This is a genomic window from Paenibacillus sp. WLX1005 (assembly GCF_046603685.1).
GTDB lineage: Bacteria > Bacillota > Bacilli > Paenibacillales > Paenibacillaceae > Saccharibacillus.
Map to the genome: position 1 here is coordinate 3,048,007 of NZ_CP176756.1, position 19,256 is coordinate 3,067,262.

Genomic DNA, 19,256 nt, shown 5'->3' on the forward strand with positions numbered 1-19,256 from the left:
GCGTAATTTTGGAGCATCGGTGTGCTTGATGCATTGACAGAAACAGACTGAAGAAACACTGTAAAAGCTAGCGGAAGAATTAACCACTGTTTTTTCATATTTACCTCCTATAAAAAAAGAGTCCCTCATAGGGACCCATAAAAATTTGATTATAGATTTTGCGCTAATGCAACTACTTCTGGAACCGTTCCAACCTTATCTACAATTTGTTTATTGATTACAATGTCTGAAACTACAATCGCCTTGTCAGTATTCCGATTATTCTTTTTTCCAGTTCCGTCAGCATACATTGATGCATCAAGAAAAATCGAATACACTTCCGAAGTTTTTTGATCATGAATAGAAGTCTTTTTATTTGGATCAACATAACCAATCGATAGAAATCCTTTTCCTTTCCCGACATCATAAGAATAAGTCTTTCCTGGTGTCAGTTCAGTCATTGCCCCTTTATCACTGAAATAAGTACCTGTTGCACCTGCTGGAAGTGTGAAAGTCACCTTACCATCAGCTTCCTTCAGATTATTTGCAAACAGCAGCTTGCCGAGCGTTTCAAAGTTCGGGTCGAACTGGAAAGCATCTGTCGTAGCAGGGGGCTGAGGAACAGGATTGGTCTGCACCGAGCCAGTAGTGATCGCTACCAGGTTACGTGCTTGCTGCCAGTCAACCGTTGCACCCATCGCTTCGGATACAAAGCGTAGCGGCACCATCGTACGTCCTTTGATGACCTTTGCTGGCACGTCCAGCGTGACTACTTTTCCGCCGGCGGTTACCTTGCTGCTATTGATCTTGAGCGTAATAGTCTTGCTATCTTGCTGGATCGTTACGGTCTTCGTCGCGCTGTTGTATCCCACCTTGCCGCCTAACGATTGTGCAACGAACCTTGTCGGGATCAGCACACGGTTGGCATCCATCATCGGCTTTTGATCCGGGAACTGCACAGCAGCTTGATCCACCGTCACCTTAATATCTGCTGATGCAGCATAACTCGTTGTTTGCAGCCCTATCACCGTACTAAAAAGCGCAGCAACGGCTACGATTGATAATTTTTTCGTTAACATCGTATTCACCTCAATAATTTATTCTACTTTCACTTTTACACAAAAACCCAGCTATTCATTAATTGTAGTATACCTCATCCTCTCTCACTTGCTTAGTCACATTTTACAGATCGCAGCCCTCCTTGTGCCGGATATAAAATGCAAAAAAGCCGCGTTCGATCAGGGATGTCCTGTCTACGCGGCTTCGTTCTTCGATATCAAGTTGTTTATTTCAACGATTTATATAAAGCGGTAACTTCCTGTTCAGAAAGTCCAGTTGCCGTAACAACATCAGGAATCGCTAATTGCAGACGAAGCAAACGCAAGGCGGTTTGTTTCTTTTCGTGCTGAATTCCTTCTTCCATTCCTACGCGAAAGCCATACTTCTCTGCATTTTTAGCGGCTTCCATCAGCGATGCCTGATCATGCAGATATTTTTGTCTTGCTTCATACTGCATCCGTGCCTCCTGATCCTGACTCAAAAATTCCAATGTATCCATCGCTTTTTTCAACTTCGGTTCATTCATGGTCAGCACCTCCCATTGATCGGGCGTTGCGCCTTTCAGAAACAACAGCCAATTCGCGAGTCCACCTTGTTCAATCGGAATCGACTTCGCATTCAGTTTAGGTAACTCCAAAAAATGAATCTCGATATCATCCGTTAAGGCGATGCCCGTCTGATCTTCGCGTAAGTGAAACACACTATGGTACAAATCATTGCGTAACAGCTCAAAATTCAAAATGTTAATCGTAACGCATCGTTGCAACGTACTATACGACTGCCCTTGAACAAGTTGGGACGCATATAACTTACTCCAATAAAACAGCGTTCGCTTTTCCATATCATACCGATTAAACAGTTGCATTTCCACATTGATTCGTTCGCCTTCCACCGTCCGGGCGCGAATATCTAAAATGGATTGTTTATCACTCGGTGAATCTTTATCGGTATACGGGTTCAAAAGAAGAATTTCGCTCAGTGGCGGTCGCCCTGCTTCCGTGAACGTCCGGTTCAAAAATGCTAGCAACACATCTCGGTTTTCCTCACTACCAAAATACGTTTAAACAAGAAATCATTTCGAGGATCAAGCAATTCCGTCATGATACATCCTCCACTGACTACGCTTCATCTTCCTCTACAACTAAAAATAACCTCAAGATTGAGGTTATAGATCGTAAATAAGACGATAGGCACTTTTTGAGCTAACTCCATTATAACGAGGAAATCAAGAACTAGCAAGAACTTTTGTTCGTATTTCATGAAATGTTGTAGGCTGTGAGATCATTTAAAGATGGGGCTAAGGACAAGGAATCTATGAACCGCCATACCAATCCACCTACCACGTTAGCAGCATGTGCAGCCATGCCCTGGTATTATCCCTTCCCTCAGCCCCTAAGCTACAATAGCTACATTTGCATTATGGCAGTTCTAACTAAATTCATTCTCTCGCACGGGAAGTAACCATCTGTTGTACCATGTGTATACGATGTTCCATCACTTTCAATCCACACTCCCGCACGGGGAGTGACTGCCCGCCTTCTCAGCCCTTACCCTTCAAGGCAAAAACAGGCGATTTCCGCGAACCTCATTTTTAGACTACTTTATAACGGACAAAAATACAACAAAAACTCCGAAATCCCTTATGTAGCAAGCAGCGCGAACCTCCTAGGGATTTCATATATGCTTAGGGTTCTCGCTTTCATGTGTTCGTATGATCAATTATACTTCTTCATTAAACTCAGCATTGAGCTATGAAGGCTGACGATCTATCTACCGAAGCAGCAGCCTATGCAGCTATGCTCTGCTGACATCCTTTCCTTCAACCCTTGCGTTAGAACGACTTCACTTTCATTATCTAGTGATCCACACTCTGCGAAAGCTTATACAACTCATAAATCGGATAGTTTTTAAATATATCAAATTCTTCTTTGTCCATTGATTCTAAAGCCTACTCGGCTTCACCTTGAGTACCTATAAGAATATTGCAACCGAAATAAATTCCAGCATTTTCTGCAAGTGAGTAGTGATGTTTAATTTCGATAAGCTGTCTTTTTTGATCTAATGATAGTTCGCCATTTAATCGTTTATAAATTTGGCATACGTTAATATATTGAATATCTATATCCCTATTTTAGAATCATATGGATTCATGTTATATAGGTCTAGCGCAAGATAAAGGACCTCGTTTCTTTTCCCTTCGTTAAATCATATGCAGTTGTACATTTTAAGCAAAATTTATTCGCCCACTCACTAACCGCGTCATTCAGATAAGGATTAATATTATTCAATGACTGTTTGATTACTTCATAATTGATATTGCAAGCATGAGCTAATGCTATTTCAGATAATAATCCATAAGACGTATACATATATTTTGAATCCTCATCCCATCCTGCATATACGATCCGATCTGCAATAAATGTAGATATTATCTTTTGCGTGTGCTAAGATACCCAAGCCATAGTAATGCTTGCTTGTCCAATACCTAGATTAAGTATATACTAAGATCCTTTCATATCTAACAAATGATACTCTTCATCCCAAATCACTCGATTCAAACCCTCTAAACGATCATAAATCCCATCTATCTCTTCATGCATATAAGAAAAAATAATTTTGGTGTCTATGCCAAGTTTGCTCATTGTTACTTTTGCGTTGTTCAAAACTTGCAAACTATGTTTGATTTCTTACATTACGTCTTTTAAAGAGTCTGGTGTTATATTCAGAGCTATAAATGATTCTCCCTCAACTTTCACTACTTCTACTTCTAATATTTTAATTAAGAATGATAATGCTTTTATTTGATGATGTATAGAATTAAAGCGAAGAACCTGAAATGTGAACTTTTTTTATAAATTCATTGATATTTATTTTCAAAGTGTTATCGAAAATTAAATCAAAAATATTCTCTTCTATATAAGTTTCTACATGGAAGCTAAAGGTGTCTAGACCGACTAAAATCTTCCAATTCTCTTCTTCAAAAATCAATGATTTAAAAAAATAGAAGATTCAATAGGAATAATATTCCTTCCATTCTGCATGTACATATACCATTCATGATTAAGCATTTCCTTTAAACCTGCTTCTTTCTTCGGGTCATAAGTAGGAATTGTTATCAGTATTTCTCCTTCGTGACTATTAGGCAAAAACGTTTGTTCTATTAAAGATTTGCTTTTAAGATTTTTATAAGTTAAATAAAACTCACATACCTGTCGAAGTGTTTTTCCTTTTAATGGTTTCAAAGTAATAGTTTTGCCTTTTGATTAAGCAGAACTATTTTTTTCAGATCTAATAGTAACAGCATTTTATAATATATTTTAGTTTTGTTATTTGGCATTACCTTCACCAGAAAAAAGCACTCCCCATTGGTGTAGTAATTTTTATAATAATGTATCTCCAATGAAAATGAGATATTTCCATTAGAGAACTTTTTAACTTCTGTACCTTTAACATGCACATCTACTGATCCTTACCAATCACTAACCCTATGCAAGCGATCGCTGAACAGTTCAATAGTTCCATCAAACGATACTTTTGTATCACGAATAGCAATACTAGCTTCCATCATATTATTTAATTTTGTTGCTTTTGTATTTATAGCATGTACTGTAAGCATTTCAATTTCTATAGTTGATAGTTTAGCCATAACTAATCTTCTATCTATTTCGAGTTAATTTATATGTAGATATTAAGCTTATCTTTTACTTTATTTTTAATTGGATATGAATAAACTCTCAATCTATTATACGACAAAAAGCGCAAATTTCTTAAGAAGTTAATGTATTCCTAGAGTTCGCGCTTTTCATTATATACCTTTACCTTTAAATATTTTTATAATCACAAACAATGATTACAAGCTAGTAAGTTGCCAGTCGTTATTACGACGTAAATGCATGCACTTTTTAACAAAAATCCCCAAATTAATTTAAGAGAGTTTTAAATTAGTATATTTAGAATAGTTAAAATCATTTTTCAAAACAGCGTTACAATGATGTACAAGCATATGCTTAGTAAGCCTATATTCTCTCCTATCATAAAATTGATTATTGTTGTTTATACCGTCAAGCAATTGTATAGTCTTTTCTTCGTTACAGTATTTAATCAAATGGGTTAATATATGATTTTGTATATCATCTGCATATACATAAGAATAACAATTTTTAATAATATCTAATACTAAATCTATTAATTTTAATTGATCTTCATAATTACACCTTTCAAACAAATTAATAAAATTTTGATAACCTGTTATATATCTAATAGATGGAAATAGCGGTGTTATTAAACTAATATGATCATCAATATTTTCAGATAAATAAATAGCATTTATTTTTTCTTCCAAATACATATCTACAGGAGATCCGGAGTATACTTCTTGTTTATCAAATGTCCTTTTTATTATTATTTGTAATTCTTGTGATAGTGCTTTGAAATTCTCCGGAAAACGACTCAAAAATGAATGCAGTGCTTTAAATATTTCGTCATTTTTCAGCTCTTTAAAACTTTTGATTATTATTACGTATAATACCTGAGAAATGTACGCTGTTCTCTGCATATATTATACATAGAGCTTGTAGGTTAATTTGTCTATTATCATCGCATTCTTTATTAGTTTTCTCAAAAATAAATTTCCATAGATTTTGGAACAGATATTCTTTTATATTTAAACGCATATTAGAAAAATATCGTGCATTTAAAAATGCTTTCAACTGATCATCATTCATTTTGTAGTCTTTAATTTCTGCTAAATTAGTTATAAAGTCGTTAAAAATCTTCTTAGTTAGAATGGGTGACTTACAAAATACCCCCTCAAACATGTTATACATATGTGCCTGAGCATCAGCCCTAGTGGGTTTATACAATTTGTTGTTATTGTTTAATTGCGGATGGGCAGCCAAATTGCGGTGATTTTTTAAGTGATCTATATTACATTTATCACTAATTTCCAATAATTCTGTTTTGCTCATTTCATCTACAAGATATTTTTTTTCCCAATCTGAAGAAGTAGTAAGATTAGCCTTTCTTTTAGTTGCGACTTCATTTAATATTCTTTGTGCATTCTCATCCTGATGTCTCTCTCTCAATTCAGTTAACTTATATAATAAATCGCATATCAAAACTGAATACAATAAAACAATTGTTGAACGATAGCTTTCTGCATTATAAGTTTTAACAACTTCCGCGAAATATTCTTTTGTATTTGCATCGTATATCTCATCTAATCGATGATCTAGTGATAAAGATATCATTTAAATTCTCCTTTTCAATATACATTTATATTTATACTAAATTTTAATTTGCTAACTACATAGGGAGATTTCTTTCAGTATAGATAAAGAAGTCAACATTTAGTGAATTTCTTTGTTTAAATATTGACTAGCCATATTTATCTTTGAAATAGGCTTGACTGTATATACAGAGTTTTATTTTAAAAACCTCCACAATTCTTCAAACCATTTTTTATCAAAAAGTTTGACTTCTCCATTATATTTTTTTTTTGAAATTTCTTCAAGTAATTTAATTTCTCTCTTAATCTTACATAGACTACTCTTAGCAGCGTTTATTACAGTATCTTCATCTGTTTTATATTTCCCATCTGAAAATTGATTAGTATCATTGCAATACCAATAGTTACTATAGTGCTCTAAGAATTCTGCTTGAATTCCCCTTAAAGATGAAGCTGTTTCTACATCAAAATATTCTCCATATTGTGCTGGGGTCGGAAATTCAATGTTATATGCTTTTTCTAAAATAGTTTTTCTACCTTTTTGTGTTTCGCTTGGATCACCTGTAGAAATAGAATAAATAGCATTATAAATATAATGGGATTCCTTTAAATAACTAATTAAATACTGTCTTTTGATTTTCAAATCTTTTTGATACGTCTTTTTATTTTCTGCTCGAATACGGCTAAGACTTAGAAATGCTATCGCTGCACTTATTGTTGAAGCAGTAGCACTAAGTATTGGAGCCCAACTACCTTCCATATCTAACACTCCTATATAAATTTTTCAAATGAAATTATGATACATTTTAAATGTTATATAGCGCTCCCTAGTTACTCACACACTACTCCATCCCGATCCAACTTTGTACTTATATCTAGGCTCACCTTCGTACAATAGAGCTTTCCCTGCTGCACGCACTGCCGAACAATTCTTGTATATACATATTCTTCTGGTTCCTCTTCCACTACACACTCTGCCTCCACAACGTGCTCCTTCTTAGTCTCCACTTTTTTCGGAGCTTCCGCCACAACTTCGGCTTTATTCTCAGTTACTTTAATTATTTCTTCCTGCATAACCGTAAACGTACTTTCTACCTGCTTCTCTTGAACAGTACAGCCATTGTAAAGAGAATGCGTGTTCCATCTGGATAGTTACTCAGTTTATTGCCCACCCACGATCCTGCACCGCGATTGTCAGAGGATGCCACATAAGCCACATATGCACCGGCTCGATCAATCGTGCATACGGCTGGCTCCCTTTTGCGATTGCTATCATGATATGACTTGCTGTTTAAGGGTACTTTGCTGCTGGAAACTTAGCTACAGCATCGTACTTAGCATCGTCAATGACGGCTGCTGATTTAGATGCGTCTTCTTTTGTCGATGTATCTGCTAACCTGATAAAAGGTTACTTTACTTTAACTCGAGAAAATTGATCAATTTTGTATTGGAAGAAATTTATGTTGCAAAGAACAAACATTTACCCGATAGTCTTTCAATTTTTTAATTTTCAATATTCACGCTCCTCATGCTCATCTTGGGATCAAGTAGAACTGATTATCTACTTAACTCATATGTATATGCAGTCTTCAAATTCCAAATTGTCCCTTCTTAATACAACGGAATACTAAGTAGATAAGTGAATAGCGAATAATGTCGGAAGATAGGAAGTTAGCAAAGAATTCATTTTATACTTAAAAAGGTAACTACATATGTATATGCAGCTACCTTAATTGAGAAAACATTATCAAGTTATTAGAACTATAAATTTTAAGCTTGAATCATTAAACTATTTAATTTATCAATTGTAATACGAGGGAGAAAACAACGAAACTGTAGTAAAGTAAAAATTCCGTTTCTCATATTCTTGATTCTCAGGAGTTAATTCTGTCAAAAACTCTTTTGAGTTCAACATATCTTCAGTTATGACATTAGGACGCCAAAATGCAATTCCCAATTCTTGAAAAATAAAATTAAAGCCCATTTCGGATTCATCATCTTGAATATAAGCATTATGTTCACTAATTAATTTTATAATATCATCAGCTTTAGTTTTGAAAAGATCTATTCCATTATAAAGCAGTTGTAAATCGAATTCACCAAAAGGATTACTGATTTCGATATAGTTTAGTTTATTGTTAGAATCATATTCTAATCCACTAAATAATTCTTCAAAATTATTAAACGAGGATTCTTTTATTTTTTCTTTGACTTCTGTTTCATTCATCCCTAATAGTATCGAATCTATTCCCACTAGAGAATTTATTTCTATAGTTGTCATAATCGCTCTCCTTTTTAATTTTGTACTCTCTCTTTATTCCATCAGATTATCGTAATTTTAACGCAAAAAATCAGTGTTATTCTAAGTCCAATTTTATGATTATTGAAGTATTCTGTAAAGCTTTGTCTAGAAGACTCAATTATTTTATATCCCTTTTACTAAATAAAACCTAGGTCTGTATCATACAGATCTAGGTTTTATTTTTAACTCGTTTAAATCAACTAGAAGTTGGTATTTTAAAATAGGAATATGCGTATACTAAGGCATCACCCAATGCACTTGAGTATTTGTCGGCCAAACTATTGTAAACACCGCCTGGATCAGGCACATTTTTCAAATTATCGATTGAATAATGTAAAACTTGCTCATACTGTTTATTTTTTAAATACTGCAATTCTTTGGCTCGATATGCTTTAGCATCAGTACTACTTCCATAGTTTTTAGTTTGCTTATGATCTTTTAAAATCATTCTAACAGCCGGTGCAGAATACGAACTTAAACCTGCTGAAGTAAGTGAGTTAGAAGATACGATATGATGCCGTTCACCGCCTAATGCAGCCATCTTTCCGTAATGTCCACCAACAAAATTATATCTTATTTCGTTGTATTTACCTTTATTAGTGTAAGTATAATTTTGATTGTTATGTTTGATTTTAAGATCATAGATATAGGCTTCAGCTACAGCAGCAGGCGGCGTTTGCCAAGTAAAAATAGTGCCTTTAGCATTAGATTGACTAAAACCAGAAGTTGTTCCTGCTTGCCAGATAGCTTTATTCAGCGTTTGCTTTTCTACATTTCCGGTAACAGAATTAATAGAGCTTCCTTTTAGCATGGTAACAAAAATTTTAAATCCTGTAGGACTAGCAGTATAAGTGATTTGCCATGCTGCAGAAATACTTATTCCGTTTGTGCTTATCTCATTTACGGATTTTTCAACAAGATAAAATTCATCTTTAGAAATTGTTGTAGCCTCTGTATTTAGTCCATACTCTTTCATAAGCTTGATTTTAGTATCTAACTCGGCTTTATCTGCATAAGTATCCGATGTTACAGCTGAATCTGAATCCTCATTTTGTATAGTAAACGATTGGACTGATTCAGTGTCTTCATTTTGTTCTGCTTCTTTTACCAATTGTTCTAACTCGGGATAATTGCCAATATCATCTGGATTGATACCTATTAATTCTGTAGCTTGATCAGTTGGCTCGGCAAAAGCTTCATAGTTTGGAGCAAACAAAAGTGAAACAACGAGCAAAAAAGTCACTAAAATATTCATTTTTTTCTTATACACTTTTTCAATCACCCTTTTCGTTTAGAGTTGATTGATCTAAGAATATTTACAAATCAAATTTTAAAAATGTTAACTATACAATCTTATCAATAATTGATTTAGGTTGAATAATGTATGTAATTAGAATTTTTTATTTAAAAATAAAATCTATTAGGTTGCTAATTTATAAATTTAATTAATTAATTTCTTAAGAACAATACATATTATTAAACAAATTCTATCATTTGATATTTATATATCAACACTTTTAATCTTCCAGATCAATCGCAGTAAATGTTATCCTTTTTTTGAAAAAATGTCAAGAATCGATCTTGATTGAGGACATTTTATAATTTGTATTCATTGCAAATAAAATAATTAAAGATAAAACCACTTATAAAGCATAAAATATTTCGTCTTTAATTATTTTATTTGCTGAAGCGACTCCTCACTATTTTAGTCCGATGTTAAATTGATTGCCGTTATTCTCTCTGACGGAGAGTCGCTATATGATCACTCATGGATATGAAACTATGATATCGACACAAAAGGCAAAGAGTCCTTAAAATACGCATTATAGTGCTAGTCATGATTATGTTCTCCTAAATTATTCATATTTCAGCAAAGTTCAAAAGAAATCTTATGCTAAGACTGAAGGGGCTGCTGATTGAATTATTGCATTAATGCTGTCATATCTTGGTGCCATGTCTTCCCCCAGCCCCCACTCTACAATGGCTACATTTGTATTATGGCAGTTCTAGCTAGATTCATTCTCTCGCACGGAGAACGACAACAAAAATCTCTATTGATTGATTCAATCCTCAACTTTCAATCCACACTCCCGCACGGGGAGTAACTGATATGCCTATTAAATTATCTTTTGACCAATTTCTTTCAATCTACACTCCCGCACGGGGAGTGACATTTCTGGGCTGTATACTTTTGGACGGCAGCCTTATCCTTTCAATCCACACTCCCGCACGGGGAGTGACTAGGTTCGATGGTTACGTTGACGCGCGAAACATTCTTTCAATCCACACTCCCGCACGGGGAGTGACGTTGATCCCGATTTCTCTGACGCTGGCTTGCGTAACTTTCAATCCACACTCCCGCACGGGGAGTGACTCCACACAGCTTCTCAAAAAACTGCCTTCCCCATTTCTTTCAATCCACACTCCCGCACGGGGAGTGACATGTCAAAAATACGAAAAGAAATGCGTGAAATCGACTTTCAATCCACACTCCCGCACGGGGAGTGACGGTACGGATATCACCAAAGACCGCGGTTTGGATATCTTTCAATCCACACTCCCGCACGGGGAGTGACTGGCGGACTCACGAGGGAGACCAAAGAAGTTTCACTTTCAATCCACACTCCCGCACGGGGAGTGACGGGTACGCCAGCAGTCACGCCAGTTCCCGATAAGGAGCTTTCAATCCACACTCCCGCACGGGGAGTGACCGGTGCTGCTGGATCTCGGATAACGTCATGACCATCTTTCAATCCACACTCCCGCACGGGGAGTGACGGTATTTCGCCAATAGAACTTGTCGAGCGTTTAAACTTTCAATCCACACTCCCGCACGGGGAGTGACGACGACTGAGTGACTTTGGTTTGATAGCCAAGTTGTTCTTTCAATCCACACTCCCGCACGGGGAGTGACACTGGTATGATCCAGATTTTAAAAAAGATGTAACCTTTCAATCCACACTCCCGCACGGGGAGTGACTGCCCGCCTTCTCAGCCCTTACCCTTCAAGGCAAAAACAGGCGATTTCCGCGAACCTCATTTTTAGACTACTTTATAACGGACAAAAATACAACAAAAACCCCGAAATCCCTTATGTAGCAAGCAGCGCGAACCTCCTAGGGATTTTATGTGTGCTTGGGGTTCGCGCTTTTCCGCTAAAATGATGCTTATATATTGGTGACTCAATGTGATCTGTTATACGCTACAAGCTACAGCATTAATTCTCGATTCATGCTTTTTCTAAATTTCCAGTATATAGTATTCAAGTAACATTTTAGTCCATATAATAACTACATTGAATCCAATGCTTTAGCATATTCTTCAATATCCATAGCGGGAGCAGTTCCAAGCTTTTGAAGCTCTCCCACTAACCTAAAGAAGAAAGAGATTAAAGCTTCTTCTTCTGTGCTGAATTCAATTCGTGGTTCAGCATCGTAATTTACCCAGAACGAACCTTTTTGGAGTACACATGCCAAATCAAGCTGTTGCAAATTTTTTAAGTCTAATATTTTTTTTTGGCTTGTTTCGCTGAATGCTGGACTAAAATCGCTATCCAGACAAACTAAACCAGACAAAATCCGGAAATGCTCTTTTTTCCCTTTACCGCCGAGGTGATAAATATCTGCGGAAGTTCGATACAATCTTCGTACAGTCTCAAATTTCTCACCAGCATATTTTATATTTTTAGTATTGAAACTCTGCTTAACTTCAAAAACTGCATATACACTTTCCGCAGGAATGTAGGAGGTTCCTTTTGTAACGTATACAAAAGGCGTATATTGTTGATCATAGATCACAAGATCAATTTGGTCACTGATTTGATTAGTTGAATCTACGACAAAAGCTTTTCCAACTTTGTAACGCTTAGGTAAGTATGTTTCTAACCATTCGATCCAATCCAGTTCAGAAGCATCTCCTTTAGCTCCTGGATGATCTATATTTTCACGATTAGACGACAAAGTATAAATCATCTGATTTTGCAAGCCATGAAAAAGATTTTTCAAATTTGTTTTTTTCACTTTAACCATACTCCTTAGTATCTATTTAAGTCATATAACATTTTTGAAATTGGTATACATATACTAAAGCCAGTTCACTACTTAGACCGCGTAAAGCTGAAAGTAAATTTATTAACAATTTCTATTATTACTTCAACTAATATGGGACTGTTCTGCTACTCACATGCTACTCCATCACGATCCGATCCAATTTTGTGCTATAGCCTGGCTCACCTTCAAGCAATGGAGTTTTCCCGGCTGCACGTACTGCCGAACAATTCTTGTATGACACATATTCCTCCGGTTCCTCTACCACTACTGGCTCGGTCTCGACTATCGGCTCTTTCTTCGTCTCTACTTTTTTCGGAGCTTCAGTCACAACTCCGGCTTTCTTCTCAGTCACTTTATTCGTTTTTTCCTGTGCATCCGTACTTGCTGCCTACTTCTCTTCAACAGCCATAGTAAAGAGAATACGCGGTCCATCTGGATAGTCACTCAACTTATTTCCCACCCATGATCCTGCACCGCGATTGTCAGAAGACGCCACATAAGCCACATCTGCACCGGCTCGATCAATCGTGCATACGGCTGGCTTCCCTTTTGCGATAGCGGTCATGATATGACTTGCTGTTTGAGGGTACTTTGCTTCTGGGAACTTAACTACAGCATCATATTTGGCATCATCGATAACGGTTGCTGATTTAGATGCATCTTCTTTTGTCGATGTATCTGCCAATGCGGCACCCGGCTGTTTAGCTTCGGCTTGAACAACCTGAGTAGAATTAGAGCTTGGCTCCGCTGCCAATGAGTTCATTTTCGCTTGTTCAGCTTGGCCATTACTGATACCAGAGATTAAAGAAATGATTGCCCAGGTCATACCAAACCCACGCTGAATCTTATTTAATTTTCTCCATTGGAAGAAGATCATAATATAGGGAATAAACATCCACCCAATGATCTTCCATGCTTTTTTGCTTTTCAATGTCAATACTCCCTATGTTCGTGTAGGGATCAAGTAGAGCCAATTTGCTGCTTTACTCATATGTATATTTAGTCCCTTATATTCCAATTTATCCCTTATCTATATAACGACAATCTAACTGAATAAGTGAATAGCGAATAATGTCGGAAGATAAGAAGTTAGCAAAGAATTCATTTATACTTAAAAAGGTAGCTACATATATATGCAGCTACTTGAATTGAGAAAACATTATCCAATTCTTAGAGCTTATAAATTGCAATCAAAGAAGTCACTTTGATATCTTTCAATATAGTTAAGCATCAGTTTAAAATATAAGTTAACAGTATTAATATTTTATATACTTTTTTGATTAATATTTCGAATTTCTTGGATTTCATTTTGGTCATTTTCTAGTACAATGACTCCATCGATTCCAACAGAAAACTTGTTACTATTTTGAATATCAATTATTCTACCTTCTAAATTATCTAGTGTGTTGTTTATCTCTGCTGTGAATATTTCATAGATATCTTCTTCTGCAAGCACTCTAAAAACTTCGTCTTTATAACGAAGAATAACTTCATAAATATTATCTTCTAAACCAACTAAGCAATCAAATGCTGCTAAATATACAACATTGAACTTTATCTTTTTTATTTTTTTTACAAAAAAACTTTCATTATAAATAAGATCAAATAAGCAATTGTAATAATCAAAAATGATTTTATCTCCATTCACATTGAAGGTTGTGCTAGCACTTTCTTCAGGATCAATAATATGCTGTATAATTTTCTTGTCCCTATCAGGATGTGTTGCTACAATCAATTTTTTTAAATTGGAATTCATCTTACTATAGCTTGTTACTATGCCTTGATAAGTATAATTTATCTGATTAACTGATTTTAATTGACACAGTGCGTCTTTTATAGGCTTTGTAGCAAGTTTTGAATTGCACACAGTAGATCCCTTTGCTTCTACCAGATAAGATTCTCCACTTTTATGATTCAATCCCCAAAAATCTGGACTATTAGATTTCCCAGGTGCGTTAATTACTTCAATATCGTCTCTTTTCAAATGTAGTAAATATCTAATATTGTATTTTTGCTGCATATGAATTTGTGCAAATACCATACCTATAAAATAGCCAACCACGTTTTTCTCACTCTGTTCTAAAGAACTTACATGCTTAATAGTAAAAAGATTATTTGAGTCAATGAAAGTTAATATATTGGAGACCTTCCACTCCAAAACTTCTTTTTGAAAATCCTTATATTCTTTTAGGGTGACTCCCACTGTAATAGAAGCTTTGATCAAAGTAAATTTGTTAATAATTAAATTTTTAGGTTTTTTAGGTTTTTTAGCAACTTTACTTTTGATACCATAATCACTTGCATTTTTATATTTATAATATTTTATAGTCATGTTTCTCCCTCGAATCTGAATTATTAGAATTGCACTTATTGATAATAGGCTTATTTAAGATTAGTGTTTGTATTGAAAGAAGATTATAATGTACGGAAAAACATCCAACGATCTTCTACACTTTTTTCCTTTTCAGTGCCAACACCACCTATTTGCATGTTAGGATCAAATAGAGCTCATTATCCACTCAACTCATATGTATATGGAGTCCTCAAATTCCAAATTATCCCTTATTAGTATAACGGAATACTAAGTCACTAACTTTATAGCAAAATTTATCCTTAAATGTCGAAAATAAATTATTTATATCATTTTATTTTCTAACTTATATTTTTTTCTTGACCATCCTATGTAAAGATCCACCTCGTTCTTAATGAAACAAGAAAAATCCAGCTTCCTATTGATAGAAGCTGGACTTTTCTTAGTATGATGAAACAAATCGTTGAATTATTACTTTCCTATCCGATCATCATGAATTGATAAAACCGAGTGATTTCAGCATCCGACTAATCATCACTGCTGCTTCAGCACGAGTCGCTGCCGATGAAGCATGAACGTTCCCCTCTGGTGTACCGTGCATCCATCCAACTGTCGTTGTCATTTGAATGGCATCGCTTGCCCAAGTAGGTAAGTTGCTAGCATCTTGATATGGCACAGGCGTAGATATAGCAACCGGCTGCTGCCCTGTCAATTGCGCGGCTCGCTGTACCATTACAGCCATTTGCGCACGTGTAATGAAACTTTGTGCTCGCATAGTGTGATCCTCAAAGCCTTGTATCAAGCCCTTCTCAAGCGCTGTCGATAGGGTGGAAGCGTACCATTCGCTCCCGTTCATATCTTTGAACGTTATCGAAGATTTTGCAGTCAGTTCTAGTCCCAGACTGCGGACAAGCATGGCGGCAAATTCAGCTCTTGTGATCGATGCGTTTGGCGCAAACAGTTTAGAAGATTGCCCATTGATAATCCATTTGGCGTGAAGCAACTGCACATCTTGTTCCGACCAATGCCCGATCAGATCACTCCATGGTACCGTCGTCGTTTGTATCACTCCATAGATACTATTACTGCTCGATTGAATAATTGCTGTAGTCGCGCCATTGGCAGTTGAAAATACAGCAGGAACAAATGTCATTTGTCCTGTACTTGCATTTAAACGTGCAGCAGTTAATGAAGCCGGATCTAGGATACGATCCAATACGAGCGTACGCGTTACATAGGTTTTGCCAAAATCATTCATCTCATAGACTTGTCCATCCGCTTCTACCGTTACTGAGAACTGCATAGGATCAGCTATGAGAGTTGCGTGATGATCCGCAACAATGGTTTGAAGCGTTGATGTGAGCGAATCGTCGGTGTGTCCCATCGTTACGGTAAGCTCAATGTGCTGTGGATTGAGATTCCATTGAGCTGCTAACGTGTCTGGCGAAACAACGCTAGCAGGCAACTCGTAGGTCAACCCCTTGTTTTGTATAGCAATGATGCCCTGATACTGTGCCCATGCCGTAGCTGGCATTCGAATTTGAATAGACTTCGCGTCCACATCTGGCAATTTGATCCATGCTTTGCCCTGATCAGCAAGCTCTACTGCCTGTCGTAATGTATCTCCATCCAGTTTCAGTATCCCTACGTTGGATGCTCCATCAGGTGCAGGTTTCATTACAATATCTGCACGCGGAATGTCCCACTGGCTGCCTCCACGTATGGCTACAGGGGGCTGAGGCGTTGGAATATTCACCGGCGGTGTAGGGGGCGGATCTGGTACCACGACTGTTCCTCCGCCTGTATTCCCACTGCTTCCGTTCCCACCATGTCCACCGCTGGAATGATCGTCTGACTGTGTACGTACAGAGACAATCAATCGGTCTTCAGTAACAAGACCACTACGATCCATCGCTTCTACAGAAAAGGTATAGGCATGGTCTGGGAGCAGATCACGTATAGTGTAATTGTAGTATACATTTTGACGTACTGTAACATTATCATTGGTATAGGTAGATGCGGTCACCGTTCCATCTGGTACATGCAGGGTACTCTTCGTATAAGTATCATCTTGTACACGCGCGATCTGCTCGTGTCCATCATAGATACGATATTCTGAAATTCCAATGTTATCCGTCGCCGCAGGCCAAGACAATTGCGCTTCCGTCTTGCTAATATGAGTTGCTTCTAAACGAGCCGACGCGGGCCATGTTGGTGGCGACTGATCGGAAGGGTCTACTGTATGAAATTGAACTGTCAGTGCATGTGCCGTAACTCTTCGCGCCGAATCCACTGCTTCCACTGTAAATGTATACTCGGTCGCCGGCGTGAGACCAGTAACAGTATACTCATAATACGGTTCATAGTTGTTTAATTTGTAATGGGAAGCATCCCATTGCGCAATTTGTCGGTCACCTTGATAGATACGATAGCTAACGATTGCAGCATTATCTTCAGCTGCTGTCCAGTGCAGCGTCGCGCGATCTTGTCTTACGTCAGTTGCAATTCCCTTCGCCGAAGACGACCATTGGGGCAGCTCAGAATCAACAATAGGTGTTTTGCCAACTAGATCTGTAATTCGTCCAGTAGTACCAGTATTTTGTGTCGTCAATGTACCCAGCTTACGCAGATAATCAACCAAGACTTGAAAATCCGGCTCATACGGATGCTGTTCATTCCACAGCTCCACGATCCGACCTTGCTCATATGCGTTTTGGAGGACAGTGTGTCCGTCTCCTCCTTTTGCCATATATACATTTGTCGCTATCCGATAGTTTGCTTGTGTATTTAACGGAACATACCGATTGGGTCCAATCTGGACGCTGACTGAAAGCAGCCGCTGTCCCGATGGACGATTGGAGTCGTACGTAAATTTCATACCGGCTACATTGGGAAAGCCGCCAAACTCGCCGGGTCTACGAGACACTCCAATTTCAAGCGTATCCCAGATCTCTTGCCCACTCATCTCCAGTACAACCAGGTCGTTACTAAAGGGCAACATTTCCTGAGCAAGTCCTGTTGTTAAATTGCCTTTAAAAAAGTTAATCCGAACCCCGCCGCCATTTTGGATCGCCATAAGAGCTCCTGTTTGTACCTCTTTCGCTTTATCCAACATAGCATCCACGACTAGATTACCGATCGCAGTTTCTTCTTTTCGTACTAAGCGCGGAACGCCCCAACCTGAAACAGCTCCGAGTAAGTCGACTTCAGATTTGCCAATGACGGTGTTGTATTCTTCAGCAATTCCTTTTTTATACTGCTCTAATACTGTTTTCGTAGCAGCATCTTCAGGTTGCTTACTCACTTCAATCAAATTCTCCTGCCACTGAATCAGTTTACCTGTTGCATCAAATTCAACTTTCAAATTGCCGACATGAACGGACTTATCTTCGGTTTGAACAATAATTGTCGGGTTACCACCATCATGCGCAATGACAGTCGGTGTTTTGAGTAGCGTGTGACTGTGTCCACCAGCAATGATATCGATATCAGGCACCTGACGCGCGAGTTCAAGATCAAGTCCGTATCCTAAATGAGATAACACAATCACTTTATTGACTCCTTGCTGTCGAAGTTCAGCTGTTACTGCCTTGGCGCGAGCTATCGGTTCAGAAATCATGACTTTCCCAGGGGACGAAGTCAACTTGGTATCTTCCGTCGTAAGTCCAAATATACCGATGGGTTCGCCATTGATTTCTTTAATTAGATAGGGATGGATCTGCTTAGGAGTCAGTGTCGTATCATTCACTTGGAATGGACTAAGCAAGTCGTCATTTGAGAAATCAACATTTGAAGCCACAAACGGAAATTGTGCGCCTTTGATGAAATTAGCGAGCACCTCAGGCCCTCGATCAAATTCGTGATTACCAAAAGTCATCGCATCGTACTTCATTCGATTCATAAAATCCAATTCAGCCTGTCCGAGATATTTGATAAAGTACATGGTACCCGTCATCACATCTCCAGAATCCACTAAAATGGAAGGTACGTTTTCCTTTTCTGCCTGTTGTCGCGCCTGATTAACCGCCGTAACCCGCCGTGCTACATTATCAAGACTCGAATGCGTGTCGTTCGTATGTATGATCGTCAAGGGAAAGCTGTTGTTTCCCTGCTGTACTATCGCATTCTCATGTGGAATTTGAACATCCGCTGCTTGAGCAGTAGATGGAATACTGGTACTTGTTATCACTAGCGAAAAACAAAGAGCGATGTGTATCCATACCCTACTCATTTTTTGACTTCCTTGCATCTGTTTTCCACAACTCCACTTGGTTGTACTGTCCATGGTTTCTCTACTCCTTATCCTTAACTTTGATTTTATTCAAAACT

General features: G+C 37.4%; 13 protein-coding genes, 1 pseudogene and 1 CRISPR repeat array. All 14 genes and pseudogenes read right to left on the bottom strand.

The annotated features are described in order from the left end of the window. Nucleotides 1-149 precede the first annotated feature (149 nt). On the bottom strand, nucleotides 150-1,058 hold the full coding sequence (locus tag ACE3MZ_RS13015) for a copper amine oxidase N-terminal domain-containing protein (protein ID WP_411342594.1): 909 nt from the start codon (nucleotides 1,056-1,058) through the stop codon (nucleotides 150-152). A 206-nt stretch (nucleotides 1,059-1,264) separates the two neighbouring features. Then, nucleotides 1,265-2,139: pseudogene (locus ACE3MZ_RS13020) on the bottom strand (Rpn family recombination-promoting nuclease/putative transposase). Nucleotides 2,140-4,507: 2,368 nt separating this feature from the next. After that, the gene (locus tag ACE3MZ_RS13025) at nucleotides 4,508-4,684 is read right to left on the bottom strand and encodes a hypothetical protein (protein ID WP_411342595.1); all 177 of its coding nucleotides are present in this window, start codon (nucleotides 4,682-4,684) and stop codon (nucleotides 4,508-4,510) included. 279 nt (nucleotides 4,685-4,963) lie between these two features. Further along, nucleotides 4,964-5,491, bottom strand: a complete 528-nt coding sequence (locus tag ACE3MZ_RS13030; RefSeq protein WP_411342596.1) for a hypothetical protein — start codon at nucleotides 5,489-5,491, stop codon at nucleotides 4,964-4,966. A 43-nt stretch (nucleotides 5,492-5,534) separates the two neighbouring features. Next, nucleotides 5,535-6,287: a hypothetical protein gene (locus tag ACE3MZ_RS13035; RefSeq protein WP_411342597.1), complete on the bottom strand. Its 753-nt coding sequence runs from the start codon at nucleotides 6,285-6,287 to the stop codon at nucleotides 5,535-5,537. A 174-nt stretch (nucleotides 6,288-6,461) separates the two neighbouring features. Then, entirely contained in the window at nucleotides 6,462-7,025 is a 564-nt protein-coding gene (locus ACE3MZ_RS13040; protein ID WP_411342598.1) for a hypothetical protein, read from the bottom strand. A gap of 75 nt (nucleotides 7,026-7,100) precedes the next feature. Beyond that, on the bottom strand, nucleotides 7,101-7,238 hold the full coding sequence (locus tag ACE3MZ_RS13045; protein WP_411342599.1) for an excalibur calcium-binding domain-containing protein: 138 nt from the start codon (nucleotides 7,236-7,238) through the stop codon (nucleotides 7,101-7,103). An 828-nt stretch (nucleotides 7,239-8,066) separates the two neighbouring features. Beyond that, a complete protein-coding gene (locus tag ACE3MZ_RS13050) occupies nucleotides 8,067-8,546 on the bottom strand; it encodes a hypothetical protein (RefSeq protein ID WP_411342600.1) in 480 nt (159 codons plus the stop codon). Between the two features lie 217 nt (nucleotides 8,547-8,763). Continuing rightward, nucleotides 8,764-9,837, bottom strand: coding sequence for a hypothetical protein (locus ACE3MZ_RS13055; protein WP_411342601.1), 1,074 nt, complete (start codon nucleotides 9,835-9,837; stop codon nucleotides 8,764-8,766). 804 nt (nucleotides 9,838-10,641) lie between these two features. Continuing rightward, nucleotides 10,642-11,547: a CRISPR direct-repeat array (repeat unit 32 nt; unit sequence CTTTCAATCCACACTCCCGCACGGGGAGTGAC). Between the two features lie 310 nt (nucleotides 11,548-11,857). Next, nucleotides 11,858-12,586: a DUF6602 domain-containing protein gene (locus ACE3MZ_RS13060; protein WP_411342602.1), complete on the bottom strand. Its 729-nt coding sequence runs from the start codon at nucleotides 12,584-12,586 to the stop codon at nucleotides 11,858-11,860. 166 nt (nucleotides 12,587-12,752) lie between these two features. Continuing rightward, on the bottom strand, nucleotides 12,753-12,968 hold the full coding sequence (locus tag ACE3MZ_RS13065; RefSeq protein WP_411342603.1) for an excalibur calcium-binding domain-containing protein: 216 nt from the start codon (nucleotides 12,966-12,968) through the stop codon (nucleotides 12,753-12,755). A 36-nt stretch (nucleotides 12,969-13,004) separates the two neighbouring features. Continuing rightward, nucleotides 13,005-13,301 carry a hypothetical protein gene (locus ACE3MZ_RS13070; RefSeq protein WP_411346787.1) on the bottom strand — a complete coding sequence of 99 codons (297 nt, stop codon included), beginning with the start codon at nucleotides 13,299-13,301 and terminating at the stop codon, nucleotides 13,005-13,007. A 579-nt stretch (nucleotides 13,302-13,880) separates the two neighbouring features. Further along, nucleotides 13,881-14,948 (bottom strand): hypothetical protein, encoded by a 1,068-nt coding sequence (locus tag ACE3MZ_RS13075; protein ID WP_411342604.1) that lies wholly within the window; start codon nucleotides 14,946-14,948, stop codon nucleotides 13,881-13,883. Between the two features lie 469 nt (nucleotides 14,949-15,417). Beyond that, the gene (locus ACE3MZ_RS13080; protein ID WP_411342605.1) at nucleotides 15,418-19,212 is read right to left on the bottom strand and encodes a 5'-nucleotidase C-terminal domain-containing protein; all 3,795 of its coding nucleotides are present in this window, start codon (nucleotides 19,210-19,212) and stop codon (nucleotides 15,418-15,420) included. Between the last annotated feature and the right edge of the window lie 44 nt (nucleotides 19,213-19,256).

Excerpts from the sequence above, each read along its gene's own strand:
- ACE3MZ_RS13025 (WP_411342595.1), bottom strand. The coding sequence starts at position 4,684 with ATGGCTAAACTATCAACTATAGAAATTGAAATGCTTACAGTACATGCT.
- ACE3MZ_RS13050 (WP_411342600.1), bottom strand. The coding sequence starts at position 8,546 with ATGACAACTATAGAAATAAATTCTCTAGTGGGAATAGATTCGATACTA.
- ACE3MZ_RS13015 (WP_411342594.1), bottom strand. The coding sequence starts at position 1,058 with ATGTTAACGAAAAAATTATCAATCGTAGCCGTTGCTGCGCTTTTTAGT.
- ACE3MZ_RS13040 (WP_411342598.1), bottom strand. The coding sequence starts at position 7,025 with ATGGAAGGTAGTTGGGCTCCAATACTTAGTGCTACTGCTTCAACAATA.
- ACE3MZ_RS13035 (WP_411342597.1), bottom strand. The coding sequence starts at position 6,287 with ATGATATCTTTATCACTAGATCATCGATTAGATGAGATATACGATGCA.
- ACE3MZ_RS13080 (WP_411342605.1), bottom strand. The coding sequence starts at position 19,212 with ATGGACAGTACAACCAAGTGGAGTTGTGGAAAACAGATGCAAGGAAGT.
- ACE3MZ_RS13075 (WP_411342604.1), bottom strand. The coding sequence starts at position 14,948 with ATGACTATAAAATATTATAAATATAAAAATGCAAGTGATTATGGTATC.